Genomic DNA, 16,748 nt, shown 5'->3' with positions numbered 1-16,748 from the left:
GCCCGCTTTCGCGGGCTTTTTTGCTGTGCGGGGCAGTATTCGCGTTATATCTGCATATATCACCGATATGTAATCTGATGTAATTATTTTTTTACTTGACATATTACGCGGTATGACTTATAATGATTACAGTATTAGTTCCTATTTTTTACAAACAGGAGGGATAATAATGATATGCAATAAATGCGGAAGCGAAATGCCCGATGACGCTCTGTTCTGTACAGAGTGCGGCGCTTCGCTGAAAAAAGAGGAAGTCCGCGAGCCTTTTGTGGACAGCGAGCCCACTTCCATACTGCCACATCTCGAGGAGGTCATCGCCGACAACGAGGAGGCTCTCGGCCTGTCACAGGAGCAGGCGCAGCTTCTCAGCGACGAGCCCGCCGAGATACTGGGCAAGACCGAGACGGTGGTCATACCCGAGCCCGAGCCTGTTCCGCCTGCGGAGAACAGCTTTGACAAGCCCGTTCCCTTCCCGAAGGAGGAAAAGCCCGTCAAGCCGCCTGTGAACGGCGCTCCCGATGTGCTCAACGACAACAGCAGCACCATGAAGATACCGCTTCCCAATGAGCCCTACAGCTCATATAACGTACATACCAATCAGTTTGCGGGGAACGGTAACGCTCCCAGGATGAACGGCAGCGTTACGCCTCCCGTACCGCCCGTGATACCGCAGCAGGCACCAGTACCGCCTGTAAGAGAGCCCGAGCCTGCACCTATGCCTGCGCCCATGCCTGCACAGACAGAGGCAAAGCCCAAGGCTAAGGCCAAGGTGGGCGGCGGACGTATATTCGCAGCTTCGCTTGTTACCATATTCACTATGATAATGCTGCTGCTGGTAAGTCTGCTCACTGCGGTAAAGGTGGGAGCAAACGGAGACATTATCAGAAAGAGAGCCTCCAAGCTCAATGCAGAGACGGCTCTTTCCGCACAGTTTGACGGCAAGGAGATGTCAAAGACTCTCTATGATTCACTGGGCTTCAGAACTGCCACCAAGGGCGCAGCCGACGAGGCCGGCTTCAGAAGATTCATGCTCAGCTCCGATTTCCGTGAATACTCCGGAGATGTGCTGAAGGGCTACCTTGACTATATCATCGACGGCGAGGGCAGCGATCCTTCCATTACTGCCGAGGACTTCGTCAACGACTTCATCAAGGGCAACAAGAGCGCAGCCCAAAAGGAATTCAGCTATGAGCTCACCGATGACGACTACGATCTGATGCAGAAAAATCTTGAGAAGGACAAGTTCTCGGATTCCATGAGCGTTAAGGAGTGGGGCAGAAAGATCGGTTTCGATGTGGACAAGCTCAGCTATGGGTTCTCGTACATCACTATAGGCATACTGGGAGGCCTCTTCCTCCTGTTCCTTATCTGGATAGCAGCTATCGTAAGAAGACGTGCAAGACACGTTACGGGCTTCTTCGGCACTATATTCACAGGCGTGGGATTTATCGTGTTCTTCAGCGGACTTGCCATTATACTCGGATCCGCAGTAGCCTTCACCTTTACTCACAATGCCTGCTTCTATCTTGCGGAGAGCCTGCTTCTGCCATTCTCTGTCATACTTCTTGTTATCGGTGCGGCAGAGCTGTTCATAGGCTTCTGCTTCAGAAAGACCAAGAAGGGTCTGAAGAAGAAGGAGAGAAAGACATCTGCGGCAGTAACAACTGCACAGTAAAAGCAACCATGCTGCAAAAACAGGATCTCAGCCCTGCGTATATACGCGGGGCTTTTCTGTTGCTATCGGCATTATTTTGTGTTATAATTATAAATAACGTTTTATCACAGAGGTGCATCATGAACAGGATATATATTGTAGAAGATGACAGATCAATACGGGAGGAGCTGGCGGAGCTCCTGCGGAATTCGGGCTATGAGACAGACTGCCTTACGGACTTTTCGGATTCAGCGGCGCAGATACTTGCGGCAAAGGCCGACCTTATCCTTATGGATATCAATATCCCCAATCTCAACGGAGAGCAGCTGCTGAAGGAGATACGCAAAAAGACCGATACTCCCGTTATAATGGTGACCAGCCGCACCTCCGAGACCGATGAGGTGCTGTCCATGAGCTACGGTGCTGACGACTATATCACCAAGCCCTATAACCCCACCATACTGCTGCTGAGGATATCCGCTGTGCTGAAGCGCTCCTCGGGTGCGGCGTCGGTGCAGACATACAGCGGACTACAGGTCAACGACGCCAAGGGCAGCCTTTCCGACGGCAGCCGCGAGCTGACCCTCACCAAGAACGAGATGATAATATTCCGCTTCATGCTGGACAGACAGGGCTCTATCGTCACAAGGGACGAGCTTATGACGGCGCTCTGGGACAACGACGAATTCGTCAACGACAACGCTCTTACCGTCAATATCAGCCGCCTCCGCTCAAAGCTGGCGGAGCTGGGCTGCGAGGACGCCATAGAGACAAGAAAGAAGCAGGGGTATATACTGAGATGAGATTTACGGATCATGTCAAGGACAGGCTGTGGTTCTACCTTATAGCAGCCCTTTCACTGGGACTTATGCTGCTTTTCCTGTTTGCCTACAGGGTAAGCGGCCAGCTTATCATATTTATATGTGCTATATTCTTTCTGTTCATCATTGCGGAGGAGGCGGTCGGCTTTATGCGGAAGCGCCGCTTCTACAGCCAGCTTCGCAGCAGGCTGGACAAGCTGGACAAGAAATACCTTATCCACGAGCTGGTCGAAAAGCCATCTTTCTTCGAGGGGGAGCTCATATATGACGCTCTCTGCGAGGCAAACAAGTCCATGTGCGAGAACGTTGCGGAGTATAAGCGCAGCTCCGCGGATTTCCGCGATTTCATAGAGATGTGGGTGCACGAGATAAAGCTGCCCGTGGCAAGTCTACAGCTCATGGCGCACAATCACAGCGACGAGCTGGGGGAGAAGTTTCAGGAGCAGCTCCGCCGTATAGACGGCTATACCGATCAGGTGCTTTACTATGCCCGCTCGGAGAACGCGGAGAAGGACTATATAATAAAGGATACCGCCCTGAAGCGTACAGTTGCCAATGTGGCGCTGAAAAACCGCGAGGCGGTACAGCTTTGCGGCGCCTGCATAGAGACGGAAGGGCTTGACCTCACCGTAATGACAGACGGCAAATGGCTGGAATTCATACTGGGACAGTTCATGGCAAACAGCCTGAAGTACATATCCGACGGCAGAGAGCCTGTTATAAAGGTGTATGCGGAGGAGCTCCCCGACAGGGTGCTGCTGCACTTCCGCGACAACGGTATAGGCATACCCGCGGGAGACCTGAACAGGGTGTTCGACAAGAGCTTTACTGGAGAGAACGGCCGTAACTACGCAAAATCCACTGGCATGGGACTGTATATAGTAAAGAGCCTCTGCGACAGGCTGGGACACAGTATCACAGCAGAGTCGGTACAGGGTGAATACACCGAGTTCACTATAGGCTTTGCGAAGAATGAATACTACAGAATGGAGAACTCCTGACCGCAGACGGTAAACCTTACAAAAATGTAATGTTGCGTAATGTTCAAAGCACGACCTGTAATGTAAGAGGGTGTATAATAAGATCATGGAAAGGGAGAACGGCTCCCGGAAATAAATACCGAAAGGACATGATCTTATGAAAAAGCTTACTTCACTGGCTGCCAGAACATTTATCTATGCAGGTACTGTCTGCATAATACCGCTTACAGCATTGACATTCTATGAGATATTCCGCGACAAGACACTGCTCACACCTATGATAAAAACACCGTTTGTGCTTACAGCGATCTTATCATGTGCTATCGTTGCGCTTGATTGTTACATGAATAAGCACAGGACAAAAGAACTCACATCAATAGATTAAGGAGATACAGATATGCCATTACTTAAATTACAGAACGTTGAGAAATACTACGGCAACAGATCAAGCCTTACAAAGGCTGTAAACGATATCTCCTTCACTGTTGAGAAGGGCGAGTTCACCGCTATCATGGGCGCTTCGGGAAGCGGCAAGACCACTCTCCTGAACTGCATATCCACCATCGACCGCGTGACCGCAGGCCACATCTTCCTTGAGGATACGGACATAACAAAGCTCAAGGGCAAGGCGCTGAACAAGTTCCGCAGGGAAAAGCTGGGATTCATCTTCCAGGACTTCAACCTCATGGACACCCTTACCGCCTATGAGAATATCGCCCTTGCACTTTCCATACAGAAGCGCTCCGCAAAGGATATCGACAAGGCGGTAAAGAACGTGGCTGAGCAGCTGGGCATCACGGAGGTGCTTGAAAAGTACCCCTACCAGATGTCGGGAGGTCAGAAGCAGAGAGTTGCCTCCGCAAGGGCTATCGTTACAGAGCCTAAGCTGATACTGGCCGACGAGCCTACAGGCGCTCTGGACTCAAAGTCCGCAAAGCTGCTCCTTGAGCGTTTCAGCTACCTCAATCACGAACACGACGCCACCATCATGATGGTAACTCATGATTCCTTTACCGCAAGCTATGCTTCCCGTGTTCTCTTTATCAAGGACGGAAAGCTCTTCAATGAGATAAACCGCGGAGGCGACAGCCGCAAGCAGTTCTTTGACAAGATCATCGATGTTGTTACCCTTCTGGGAGGTGACGTAAGCGATGCTCTTTAAGATATCACTGAGCAATATCCGCAAGAGCATAAAGGACTATGCTGTTTACTTCTTTACGCTCGTTATCGGAGTTGCGGTATTCTATGTATTCAACGCCATCGAGACACAGACCGCTTTCCTCAATGTCTCTGATGATCAGAGGGAGATCATAAAGTTCCTTGTAACGGCCATATCCGCAGTAAGCGTCTTTGTAGCCATAGTGCTCGGACTTCTCATCGTATACGCTAGCCGTTTCCTGATGAAGCGGCGCAACAAGGAGTTCGCCCTGTATATGATGCTGGGTATGAGCAAATGGAAGATATCGGCGCTTCTCCTCTGCGAGACGGTGATGATCGGTATCGGCTCCCTTGTTGTGGGGCTCCTTCTGGGCGTAAGCCTTTCACAGGTAATGAGCGCCGTGGTCGCCAACCTGTTTTCTGCCGACATGAACGATTACAGGTTCACTGTATCGGGTTCGGCTATCACAAAAACCATTATTTACTTCGGTATCATGTACATTGTGGTGATGCTGAGAAGCGGCGTCGTTATCGGCAAATGCAGGCTCATAACCCTTATGCAGTCCGACAGGCGCTCCGAGAAGATCACCATGAAGAACCTCTGGCTCTGCGTGATAGTATTCATCATATCCGCAGCCGCTCTGGGCTATGCTTACCACCTGGTAGGCTGGAATCAGATGGATCTGGGCCCGAAAAAGCTCCTCATCGCAATAATCACGGGAGCTGTTGCCACCTTCTTCATATTCTGGTCTGTTGCCGGAATGCTCCTGAGAGTGATAATGTCCGTCAAGGGTTTGTATCACCGCGGCCTCAACAGCTTCACCTTCCGTCAGCTCAGCAGCAAGGTTAATACCACAGTTGCTTCCATGACAGTTATATGCCTCATGCTCTTCCTGACTATATGCACTCTTTCATCGGCCTTCGTTATCAGGAATTCAATGAACAAGCAGGTGGAGGACTTCTTCCCCGTGGATTTCTACGGCGAGATGATGTGGCAGGATAAAGACGATCAGCCTATGTATACGGACATAGATAAATTCTACAATGATCAGGGGCTCAGACTGGAAGATGATTTCAGAGAATATCACAAGTTCAATATCTATACCGATCCCGGATTTACGATCATGGGCTATATCGGCGATAAAACCGGCAAAATTACAGATGACTATGGATCTGTCGGCCACATGGAAGACTACCGCAATGAGATGATAAAGCTCAGCGATTACAACGCTCTTATGAAGCTTTACGGCTATAAGACACTGGAGCTTGATGACGATGAGTATGCAATATGCGCTACATTCACCGGCTTTGTGTCCATATACGATATGCTCCTTGAGGATAAGCCGGCAATAAACGTATTCGGCAATGAGCTGACACCTCACTCAGGCAAGACCATTTACAGCTATGTTCGTCCCTCCATGCAGCCTATAAACAGCGGAATATTCATCGTCCCTGACAGCGCTGTTGATGAGAGCGGCGCCGGTACAAGTATAGTAGTGGGCAATTATCCTGCCGGTGACAAGAACGAGCTTGCCGAAGCAGAAAGGAACGCCAGAGAGAACTGGGAAGAAACACGAAAAAACATATTTGCTGAGAGACATACATCAGGTATGATGGTCCATATGGAGACAAAGATCGAGGCTGCAAATGATGCGATAGGTCTCGGCGCACTGGTAACATTCCTGGGACTCTACATCGGATTTGTATTCCTGGTATCCTGCGGCGCTATCCTTGCGCTGAAGGAGCTCTCCGAGAGCGCGGACAGCCTGCCCAGATACACCATGCTCCGCAAGCTTGGCGTGGAGGAGAAAGAGATAACTAAGTCCGTATTCACTCAGTCGGCAATATTCTTCCTGCTTCCGCTGCTGCTTGCCTGCCTCCATTCATACTTCGGACTGAAGCTGGGTAGATTCATGCTTTCCATGTTAGTCAGCGGCAGTCTGGTAAAGCCCCTGCTCTTTACCGCAGGAGTAGTGGTGCTCATATACGGCGGTTACTTCCTGCTGACCTTCCTGGGAAGCAGGGCAATAATAAGAGAACAGAAGTAAGCTTATCCATGATACAGAAAAAGGCAGCCGCAGAGCCCTGAACGCTCGGCGGCTGTCTTTATTATGGGGAAATATAAAAAAATCCCGATACCGAAGAACACTGAAACTTCGGCATCGGTCAATGAGGATGATTTATTCAAGCCTTCACAGGCTTTCAGAAAGCATTGAATGCTCTCGCGAGAACAGAACACTGAGGACCATTCTCTGTACTGATTATATCACGGGCCGCTGATAATAGCAACTCATTTTTTGCAGATTAAGTGGATAAAGTGAAGAAAAGGGACTTGTTTATGCTCTTTTTGCTTCTATCTCTTTTTCCAGAGCTTCGGCTCTGATGAGAGCGGTATCTATATGGTCGCAGAAGTTCTCGCTGCCTATCTTCTCAACGAAGCCTGCCCTGGTCATTACCTTCATGGGCTGCTCGTTGACGTGGGAGAATACCACCTTTACGTTGTGCTTCTCGCAGCGCTTGACTATACGCATGAGAGCCTCTACTCCCGTAGCGTCGATAGCGGGAACGTTTCTCATTCTTATGCAGAGAACGTCTATATCCTTATCGCTGAGAACGTACTTGTACTTATCTGTTGCTGCGAAGAACATGGGGCCGTTTATCTCGAATACGCGAGTATTCTTGGGTATCTTCTTGAGGAGGATATTGTCGGGGTCGGTGTCCTCGTCGTCGATGTCGACCCAGGCATGAGCTTCCGTAACGTCAGCCATGCGCTTCATGAACAGGAGGGCAGCCATTACCATTCCCACGCCGATAGCTACTACCAGATCGAATACCACTGTGAGTATGAGCGTCACGAAGAGCACGGCGATATCGCTCTTTGGAGCGGTCTTTACGGTGTTTCTTATATTTCTCCAGCCGCTCATATTGTAGGCTACCACAAAGAGTATGGCGGCGATAGTGGGCATTGGTATGTAGTTGGCGTATTTCATGAGAGCCACCAGAGTTGCCAGTACAACTACCGAGTGTACCATGCCGGCAACGGGAGTACGTCCGCCGTTCTTGACGTTGGCGGCAGTACGGGCGATAGCGCCTGTGGCAGGGATACCGCCGAAGAAGGCGGATCCGATATTTGCAGCGCCCTGTGCTACCAGCTCCATGTTAGAGCGGTGCTTTGAACCGATCATACCGTCGGCAACAACGCAGGACAGCAGGGATTCAACTGCCGCCAGCACTGCTATGGTGAAGGCGTTGGGCAGGAGAGCCCTTACCCTTGCGAAGGTGACCTCGGGAACGGTGAGCTTGGGGAGGGAATTTGATATATTGTAGAGATCCTTGATGGTATTGACGTGCATACCGCTGAATTTTACCAGCAGCGAGCAGGCAACTACAGCAATAAGCGAGGCAGGTATCTTCTCCAGCTTTTTCGGCCAGAGAATGAGTATAGCCAGCGATACCAGACCTACCACAAGAGCCTCCCAGTTGAAGGTGTCGATGCAGTTGAATATCTCCCTGATCTTGTCCACGGTCTCTATGGGCTTGTTCCTGAATGTGAGACCAAGGAAGTCCTTGACCTGTCCGATGAGAATGGTCACGGCGATACCGAAGGTAAAGCCCGTTGTGATAGTTCCGGGGATATACTTGATAAGGGCGCCGAAGCGGCAGAATCCCATGATTATAAGTATGATACCTGCCATGATAGCGGATATGGCAAGTCCGTCCATGCCCTCAACGGCAACTATTCCTGCTACTGTGGTGGCGAATGCCGCCGTGGGACCTGCTATCTGCACACGGCTTCCGCCTAAGAACGATACGATGAAGCCTGCGATTATAGCGGTATACAGTCCCTGTTCGGGGCCGACTCCCGACGCCAGCGCCAGAGCGATGGAAAGGGGGAGGGCTATTATCGCAACGATGATACCTGCGATTATGTCCTTTACCAGCTGTTCCTTTGAATACGTCTTCATTACGGAGAAAAGCTTTGGTTTGAGCTTTTCCTCTGTGGGCTTCAGTGCCTTTTCAGCCATTTCAACAACCTCTTTTTCTCTTAAACATCTCTTGTAAGCAAACGCAACGTTTCTATTATACTACTAAAAATAGCGGTTTTCAAGAGATTTTGAAAGGGGAGGAAAAATTTGTCGGTTTATATATATTTCTGTCAGCGGCGGAGAAATCATTCAGCATTTTTAAGGCGTTTTCCGATTGAAAACGCTGAAAGGGCTGCATTTGCAGCCCTTTTCATGTTCATTTATCCTGTTTTTCTCTTGCTTCGTGTATGAAGCCGGCAGTCCCCTCCTCGGGGATAGCCTGCAAATAGGTGCCGAAGAACCACAGCATCAGCGCGAACAGTGCGGGTTCTGTCTTGGCGCGGAGAGCCATAGTGTATGTTGTGTTGCCGAATATGCCGTTGAAGCTCCTGTTGAAAAGCCCTATTTCAAACAGTCCCACGATGTTGAGTATGAGTGAAGCTCCTATGAGCAGCAGCATTGCATTGCCCATGAGCTTCCTGTTGCGCTTTGTGTTGAACTCGCCCTTTGCGGTGTTGAGCAGAACTCTCACGAACTGCCATACCGCCGCGCCTGTTATGGCGAACACGGGCAGGTCTCTCAGATAGCGGAACAGCACCACGTTTTTGTAGGCCTGCGGCGAGACTGCGTCCTCGAATGGCAGCCTGCACATATACCTTAAAGGATCCTCCATGATACTAAAGGGCAGCCACACGCTGTATTCGTTGCCCTTCATAACGCGGATAAGCTCATAGGTGCGGACGCCAAGCCTCCATGTGATAAAGCCTGCCGCTGCTGCCATAATGACTGCCGAAAAGACTTTCAGGGCCTTTGATATATTTGCGGAGTCCTTGTTTTCGCGGACTTTTTCGTACATGATGAGCACAAATGCACCGCATACCATGAGAAAGGGAATGGCAAGAACGTCGTATATCTGGAAATACTGCCGCCGCTCAGTGAAAACGCTTGTCATGCCGTCGAATCTTGTGATGTTATCAAAGAGATTTTTACTGATGTAAAGGTATAGATTACCCACACCCCAGAATATTCCGCCGAAAAGGAAGTACCGCCAGGCCTTGCCGCAGAAAATGCGCTTTTTGTCGCCGCTGCGCAGAGCAAGTATCAGACAGCCGATAAGCACCAGAGAGGGTATCATACCGAGATACCCCTTTACCTTATCCGCCGCAGTAAGCTCCACTGCTGCGTTTTTTCTGTCCAGGTAGGCGGTATAATCCGCGTCGGAAGCAAAGGAGTTTTCGCGGTCGAACTCCACGAAGAATGTGCCGCAGTACTGATGGAAGAGGAATGGGGACTCCTCGGTCTGGGTTTCGGGTATATCGTAGCCTCTTATCTTTTCAAATGCGAACACAGCAGTACTCCAGAACAAAAGGAAAACAGTGGCCGCGATGACGCATTTCAGGATAAAATATATCAGGTGAAGCCGCTTATGTATCTTTTCGGGGATAATATCCACAGGCTTTTCGCTTTTGTGTTTCATATTATCTCTCCTTTCAAGAATGTTGATAATGTGTATATCTTATATACACATTATACTCTGACGAGCACCTGATGTCAACTGCCTGCATCTATCGTTAACAAAAAGTTTACAGCCGCAGGAGCACCTGCGGCTGATGTGGGGAAAGTTACTTTATGAACACCTCGCGGGGCTGGGATATAACGCCTTCAAGCTCATAGTTTACGGTGAGGGTCAGGACGCCGCCGCTGTTTTCGGTGCGGATATCCCGTCCCAGAATGACTGTATCATCTGAGAGAAAATTCTTCTCATACAGGTATACTCTCTCCATGAGCTTATCCTTCAGCTCCTCCTCGGAGTATTCCTTTTCCGTCAGGCAGGTCTCGGCAATATCCCTGCGCTCTATGCCTATGGGGAGCTCCCTGCCGAAAAGCCGCAGCTTCTTCTCGGAGACGGTCTCCGTGCTGCTGCCGTACCTGTTCCTGCCGAGAAAAAGCGGTATCCTCAGCGAGAACAGCTCGAGCCGTCTATGGGTATCCGTTCTGCCTGTAGGGGAGGTCTCCTCACAGCGGAAGGGGGCGGAAAAGCTGACGGACTCGGTATACTTGCCCCTTATCTCGCCCATGGCATGGTATACATAGGTGTGGCCGAAGTCGCTTTCGGTGACGGCGCTGACGAGGAGGGTGCCCTTGGGTACATAGTCCCCGACTATGTGTATCAGCTCGCCGCTGCGGACGTGGACCGAGGTTATTTCAGCGTCGCGGTCTGCAATGAGATTGCAGGGTATCCTTGTGCGGAGCATATCGGGCTCGGGCTCTGCCTCCCGTATCTGCACGACTATGCTGTTGCCTGTGCGGCGTATGCCTGCCCATGCAACCTCGTCGATAAGGAAGGGCAGCTGCTTCTCGCAGCTCCGCAGGTCGGTGCAGGGGAGAAATGAGCCCTCCTTTACTCCCAGCTGGTCAAGGGCGGCAATGATGATCTCATCGCTGACAGCGGAATTGCCCTGTATATCTATAGTTGTCAGCATCTGCGACATCAGCAGCACGGCTGCGGCAGCTGCCGCGGCTCCCGCCATAAGTCCTGTACGTCGGCGGTAGCGGAAGATACGGGCGAACAGGCTGTCGGATTCGGCAGCCTTCAGCTCCACGCCGCACTCCTTTGCTATCGCTTCCAGCTTTTTCATATCCCTGCGCAGGATATCTCCGCGGAATACCTCACCGCGGCAGTACTGCCCCTTACATTCTGTCCCGCTCAGGTGTATCATGTTGACGAATCGGTTCAGCTCCCTGCCTTTTGCGGTTATCAGCAGTCTGCGCTTCATTCTCATATTGCCGCCTCCTTTCGGTAAAACCTATACTCTCTATGGAGCCCTGTATGACCAGTCCGCCTGTGCTGAAGTCATAGGCTCTCAGACCGCTGCCCCGTATATCTATGTACAGTCCGCCGGAGACAAGCCTCATATAGACCTCGTTGTATTCCTCTATGCGGCTGCAATTGTCCATGATGAGCTCGCTGTTTCCGGAGATGTGTATACCTGCTTCGAGGTACAGCTTCTCCCGCGCAAGACCTGCAAGCCATTCAAACATAAGCTTCACTCCCGTATATTTTTTCACTTCCAATAATATGATTAAGAGGGTGATGATTATGAAGAAAAACGCTGGGAAAGCTGTAAAGGCTGCCGCCGCTGTGCTGCTTTTCGTGTATTGTCTCCTTGATACAGAGGGCACAGCATGGGCAGTGCGGAGCAGTCTCAGACGCTGCACCGAAACGGTGATACCCTCGCTTTTTGCGGTCATGGCGGCGGCTTCGGTCATAGTCCGCAGCGGTATCACTGCCATGATGCCAAAATGGACAGCTCCTGTGGGCAGGCTGCTGTTCGGTATGGAGCCCAATGAACTGTCTGTATTTACGTTTTCCATGGCGGCAGGCTATCCCGTGGGACTGAGAATGATCTGCGAGGAGTACGCCGCAGGCCGTATATCCCAAAAAAGGGCGGAGCTCCTTGCGGGACTGTGCTTCGGCGCGGGTCCCGCATTTGTATTCGGCTGCATCTCCCGTCAGCTTTACGGCTCTGCGGCGGCAGGGCAGCTGATACTCCTGTCGGCGGTGTCGGCGAACGTTATCCTTGCACTTATAATGTCGGTGCCGCTGAGGAGATGCCGCTCCGTGGAGCACAAGGGGCGAAGCTTCGATATATCGGCGGATATGCTGACGGACTGCGTTCTGGGCAGCGGCAGAGCCATGGCGGATATATGCGTGATGATAGTTTTCTTTGCCGTGGTGACGAGATTCCTCGTCACCACGGGGGCGGCAGCAGCAGCGGGGGAGCTTCTGGGGAAGCTCCCCGGCCTCGGCCGCATACGCGGCGAGGCCTTAGTCGCCGCGCTTCTTGATGTGACTAATGCGGAAGCATTGCCCCGCGGCGACTGGCTGCTGCTGCCGTATATAAGCGGCCTGACCTCCTTCGGCGGCGTGTGCGTCATGTTCCAGCTGTCGGTGGTGGCAAGGGGAAGGATATCCGTTATGCCGCTGATAATAATGAGAGCAGCGGCAGGGGTGGTGAGTTTTTTTGTCAGTATGCTGCTGCTGCCGTATTTTATGGCAGGGGAGACCGTTGAGGTATCGGCGGCTGTAGGGACCTCGGCTCCTTCGCCTGTTCCGTCGGTAATGCTGGTGATAATGACCTTCATGCTCATGCTTGAATACGGGAGAAAGAAAAATGGGAAGGAAGCTTACATCACATAAAATTGCACTTAATCCGTGCAGATTTGTACACAGTGCCAAAAATTGTGAAAGCTTGCAGAAAAGGCTTGATTTATTATAAAAAGGTGGTAAAATATAATTAGCACTCTGAGAGAAAGAGTGCTAAACTATAATTGCTTATTAATTATCAGGAGGTATATATCATGACTATAAAACCTTTACAGGACAGAGTCGTTGTCAAGATGACAGAGGCTGAGGAGACCACAAAGAGCGGTATCATTCTTTCAGGCTCCGCAAAGGAAAAGCCTGAGGTAGCTGAGGTCGTTGAGGTAGGCCCCGGAACTTCTGACGTTAAAATGGAGGTAAAGAAGGGCGACAAGGTGCTCATCTCCAAGTATTCGGGAACAAACGTAAAGCTCGAGGGCGAGGAGTACATCATCGTTAAGATGGAAGACATACTGGCGATCGTTAAATAATTCATAATTGCGGTATCGGCTTTAGCCGATGATTGAAGATCCGTCTGCCGGCAGGCAGAAACAATTTATTATGAATTATGAATTAAGAATTATTATAAAGGAGTAATTTATCATGGCTAAGGATATAAAGTACGGCGAAGACGCAAGAAAGTCACTTCAGGCAGGTATCGACAAGCTTGCAGATACAGTAAGGATCACAATGGGTCCCAAGGGCAGGAACGTAGTTCTCGATAAGAAGTTCGGCGCTCCCCTTATCACAAACGACGGCGTTACTATCGCAAAGGACATCGAGCTTGAGGACGCTTTCGAGAACATGGGCGCTCAGCTGGTCAAGGAAGTTGCCACAAAGACCAACGACGCAGCAGGCGACGGTACAACAACAGCTACACTTCTCGCTCAGACTATCGTCCGCGAGGGTATGAAGAACATCGCAGCAGGCGCTAACCCCATGGTTCTCAAGAAGGGTATCGCCAAGGCTGTTGACGCTGCTGTAAAGGCTATCGTTGACAACTCAAAGGCTGTACAGGGCAGTGAGGATATCGCAAGAGTAGGTACAGTTTCATCAGCTGATGAGAATGTGGGCAAGCTCATTGCCGAGGCTATGGAGAAGGTAACTGCCGACGGCGTTATCACCATCGAGGAGAGCAAGACTGCCGAGACCTACAGCGAAGTAGTTGAGGGTATGCAGTTCGACAGAGGCTACATCTCACCCTACATGGTCACAGATACAGACAAGATGGAAGCGATCTACGATGACGCTTTCGTTCTTATCACAGACAAGAAGATCTCATCTATCCAGGAGATCCTTCCCCTTCTCGAGCAGATCGTGAAGATGGGCAAGAAGCTTGTTATCATTGCCGAGGACGTTGAGGGCGAGGCTCTTACAACTATCATTCTCAACAACCTCCGCGGCACATTCAAGGTAGCAGCAGTAAAGGCTCCCGGCTTCGGCGACAGACGCAAGGAGATGCTGAAGGATATCGCTGTTCTCACAGGCGGCGAGGTCATCTCTTCAGAGCTTGGTCTTGAGCTTACAGAGACCACTATCGACCAGCTCGGTCAGGCTAAGCAGGTAGTTATCCAGAAGGAGAACACCATCATCGTTGACGGCGCAGGCGACAAGAAGGCTATCCAGTCAAGAGTTGCTCAGATCAGAAACGCTATCGAGACCACAACATCTGACTTCGACCGCGAGAAGCTCCAGGAGAGACTTGCAAAGCTTGCAGGCGGTGTTGCAGTTATCAAGGTCGGCGCTGCTACAGAGATCGAGATGAAGGAGAAGAAGCTCCGTATCGAGGACGCTCTTGCAGCTACAAAGGCAGCTGTTGAAGAGGGTATCGTAGCAGGCGGCGGTACAGCATTCGTAAACGCTATGCCCGCTGTAAACAAGCTCATTCCCACACTCGAGGGCGACGAGAAGACAGGCGCTAAGATAATCCTCAAGGCTCTTGAGGCGCCTGTACGCCAGATCGCTGAGAACGCAGGTCTTGAGGGCAGCGTTATCGTTGACAAGATCGTTCGTTCACGCAAGGTCGGCTACGGCTTCGACGCTTACAACGAAGTATATACAGACATGATCCCCGCAGGTATCGTTGATCCTACAAAGGTAACAAGAAGCGCTCTCCAGAACGCTGCTTCAGTAGCTTCAATGGTGCTCACTACCGAGAGCCTTGTGGCTGATATCAAGGAGGATGCTCCCGCAGCTCCCGCAATGCCCGCAGGCGGTATGTATTAATAATAAAGAACAGCAGAAAGCCCTCTCCGAGCGGGAGGGCTTTATTTCTGTTTTATCACATTTTTCGGAGGTACTATGATAACAGTCAGCAATGTCAGCGTCCAGTTCGGCGGCTCGACGCTTTTCAAGAACGTAAACCTTAAATTCACCAACGGCAACTGCTACGGCGTCATCGGCGCCAACGGAGCAGGCAAGTCCACATTCCTCCGCGTGCTCTGCGGAGAGCTGGAGCCTGCCTCGGGAGAGGTGGTAATGCCCAAGGAGGAGCGCCTCAGCGTACTGAAGCAGGATCACTTCGCCTATGACGAGTATACCGTGCTGGATACGGTCATCATGGGCAACGCCCGTCTTTATGAGATAATGCAGGAAAAGGACGCTCTCTACGCAAAGGAGGACTTTTCCGAGGAGGACGGCGTAAAGGCTTCGGAGCTGGAGGGCGAATTTGCCGAGCTTAACGGCTGGGAGGCAGAGTCCGACGCCTCAAAGCTCATACAGGGACTTGGTCTGTCGGAGGATATACTCTATTCCCAGATGTCCACACTTTCGGGTAATGAGAAGGTAAAGGTGCTGCTGGCACAGGCTCTTTTCGGCAACCCCGATATCATACTCCTTGACGAGCCTACCAACCACCTTGATATAGACGCGGTGCGCTGGCTGGAGGAGTTCCTCTCGGAGTACTTCGGTACAGTCATCGTGGTATCCCATGACCGTCACTTCCTCAACAACGTATGCACCCACATCGTTGATATAGACTACAACAAGATCAAGATGTATGTGGGCAACTATGAGTTCTGGTACGAGTCCAGCCAGCTCATTCAGCGCATGATAAAGCAGCAGAACAAGAAGAACGAGGAGAAGATAAAGGAGCTGAAGGACTTCATCGCAAGGTTCTCGGCAAATAAATCCAAGTCCAATCAGGCAACATCGCGCCGCAAGCTCATCGAGAAGCTGACCGTTGAGGAGCTTCCTGCATCAAGCAGAAGATACCCATTCATAGGCTTCGATATGGACAGAGACCTGGGCAAGGACATACTTCAGGTGGAAGGCCTTACCAAGACGGTGGACGGCGTAAAGCTCCTTGACAACGTAAGCTTCACTCTGGGCAGGAACGATAAGGTAGCCTTTGTGGGTGAGAGCGAGCAGGCTATCACCATGCTGTTCAAGATACTTATGGAGGAGGAACAGCCCGATTCGGGAAGCTTCAAATGGGGCGTTTCCGTTACTACTTCATATATGCCCGTTGACAACTCCGAGTATTTCAACGGCTGCGAGCTGTCCATACTCGACTGGATAAGGCAGTACTCCGTAAAGGACGAGACAGAGACCTATCTCCGCGGCTTCCTGGGACGTATGCTGTTCTCGGGAGACGATGTGTACAAGCCTGTTAACGTGCTTTCGGGAGGCGAAAAGGTGAGATGTATGTTCTCGCGCATGATGCTTTTCGGCTCGAATGTGCTGGTGCTTGACCGTCCTACCAACCACCTTGACCTTGAGAGCATAACCGCGGTCAACAACAGCCTTATCAATTTCAAGGGCGTAGTGCTGCTGGCTTCTCACGACCATGAGATAATGCAGACCACGGCCAACCGTATAATCGAGATACTTCCCGAGGGCGGCTGCCTTGACAGACAGGGCACATACGAGGAGTTCATCGACTTCAAGAAGGCAAACGGACTGCTGTAAATATTGATTTATACGAGATCGAGCCCGAAAGCTTATGCTTTCGGGCTCGTTGTGCTT

Annotated in this window: 14 protein-coding genes; 10 read left to right on the top strand and 4 right to left on the bottom strand. The window is 50.9% G+C overall.

From position 1 onward, the window contains the following. The first annotated feature begins 169 nt into the window (after positions 1-169). From Q0Y65_RS11915 to Q0Y65_RS11890, 6 genes are all read left to right on the top strand, one after another. On the top strand, positions 170-1,675 hold the full coding sequence (locus Q0Y65_RS11915) for a zinc ribbon domain-containing protein (RefSeq protein ID WP_297960055.1): 1,506 nt from the start codon (positions 170-172) through the stop codon (positions 1,673-1,675). 119 nt (positions 1,676-1,794) lie between these two features. After that, a complete protein-coding gene (locus Q0Y65_RS11910) occupies positions 1,795-2,457 on the top strand; it encodes a response regulator transcription factor (RefSeq protein ID WP_297960053.1) in 663 nt (220 codons plus the stop codon). Beyond that, complete coding sequence (locus Q0Y65_RS11905; RefSeq protein ID WP_297960051.1) at positions 2,454-3,476, top strand: sensor histidine kinase; 1,023 nt, start codon at positions 2,454-2,456, stop codon at positions 3,474-3,476. Before Q0Y65_RS11910 ends, Q0Y65_RS11905 begins: the two co-directional genes overlap by 4 nt. A gap of 136 nt (positions 3,477-3,612) precedes the next feature. Beyond that, positions 3,613-3,840 carry a hypothetical protein gene (locus tag Q0Y65_RS11900; RefSeq protein WP_297960049.1) on the top strand — a complete coding sequence of 76 codons (228 nt, stop codon included), beginning with the start codon at positions 3,613-3,615 and terminating at the stop codon, positions 3,838-3,840. Between the two features lie 12 nt (positions 3,841-3,852). Beyond that, positions 3,853-4,617: an ABC transporter ATP-binding protein gene (locus Q0Y65_RS11895; protein ID WP_297960047.1), complete on the top strand. Its 765-nt coding sequence runs from the start codon at positions 3,853-3,855 to the stop codon at positions 4,615-4,617. Further along, a complete protein-coding gene (locus Q0Y65_RS11890) occupies positions 4,607-6,661 on the top strand; it encodes an FtsX-like permease family protein (RefSeq protein ID WP_297960045.1) in 2,055 nt (684 codons plus the stop codon). Before Q0Y65_RS11895 ends, Q0Y65_RS11890 begins: the two co-directional genes overlap by 11 nt. Positions 6,662-6,949: 288 nt before the next feature. On the opposite strand, the gene Q0Y65_RS11885 is transcribed toward Q0Y65_RS11890, so the two are convergent. From Q0Y65_RS11885 to Q0Y65_RS11870, 4 genes are all read right to left on the bottom strand, one after another. After that, a complete protein-coding gene (locus tag Q0Y65_RS11885; protein WP_297960043.1) occupies positions 6,950-8,638 on the bottom strand; it encodes a SulP family inorganic anion transporter in 1,689 nt (562 codons plus the stop codon). A gap of 217 nt (positions 8,639-8,855) precedes the next feature. Next, positions 8,856-10,115 carry a hypothetical protein gene (locus Q0Y65_RS11880; protein ID WP_297960041.1) on the bottom strand — a complete coding sequence of 420 codons (1,260 nt, stop codon included), beginning with the start codon at positions 10,113-10,115 and terminating at the stop codon, positions 8,856-8,858. A gap of 145 nt (positions 10,116-10,260) precedes the next feature. Next, positions 10,261-11,421 carry a sporulation protein YqfD gene (locus tag Q0Y65_RS11875; protein WP_297960039.1) on the bottom strand — a complete coding sequence of 387 codons (1,161 nt, stop codon included), beginning with the start codon at positions 11,419-11,421 and terminating at the stop codon, positions 10,261-10,263. Further along, a complete protein-coding gene (locus tag Q0Y65_RS11870; RefSeq protein WP_297960037.1) occupies positions 11,330-11,680 on the bottom strand; it encodes a YabP/YqfC family sporulation protein in 351 nt (116 codons plus the stop codon). The genes Q0Y65_RS11875 and Q0Y65_RS11870 overlap by 92 nt, the downstream gene beginning before the upstream one ends. 58 nt (positions 11,681-11,738) lie before the next feature. Between Q0Y65_RS11870 and Q0Y65_RS11865 the strand changes: the two genes are divergently transcribed. The 4 genes from Q0Y65_RS11865 (at position 11,739) to Q0Y65_RS11850 (ending at position 16,691) form a co-directional block, all read left to right on the top strand. Further along, positions 11,739-12,839 (top strand): hypothetical protein, encoded by a 1,101-nt coding sequence (locus Q0Y65_RS11865; protein ID WP_297960035.1) that lies wholly within the window; start codon positions 11,739-11,741, stop codon positions 12,837-12,839. A gap of 161 nt (positions 12,840-13,000) precedes the next feature. Then, positions 13,001-13,273 (top strand): co-chaperone GroES, encoded by a 273-nt coding sequence (locus Q0Y65_RS11860; RefSeq protein ID WP_173666634.1) that lies wholly within the window; start codon positions 13,001-13,003, stop codon positions 13,271-13,273. 112 nt (positions 13,274-13,385) lie between these two features. Continuing rightward, entirely contained in the window at positions 13,386-15,008 is a 1,623-nt protein-coding gene (gene groL, locus Q0Y65_RS11855; protein ID WP_297960031.1) for a chaperonin GroEL, read from the top strand. Positions 15,009-15,083: 75 nt separating this feature from the next. Then, positions 15,084-16,691 (top strand): ABC-F family ATP-binding cassette domain-containing protein, encoded by a 1,608-nt coding sequence (locus Q0Y65_RS11850; RefSeq protein WP_297960029.1) that lies wholly within the window; start codon positions 15,084-15,086, stop codon positions 16,689-16,691. The last annotated feature ends 57 nt before the right edge of the window (positions 16,692-16,748 follow it).

Source organism: uncultured Ruminococcus sp. (assembly GCF_947301925.1).
Classification (GTDB): Bacteria; Bacillota; Clostridia; order Oscillospirales; family Ruminococcaceae; genus Ruminococcus.
Note: the sequence above shows the minus strand (reverse complement) of the source record. Positions and strands in the feature narration are given on the sequence as shown.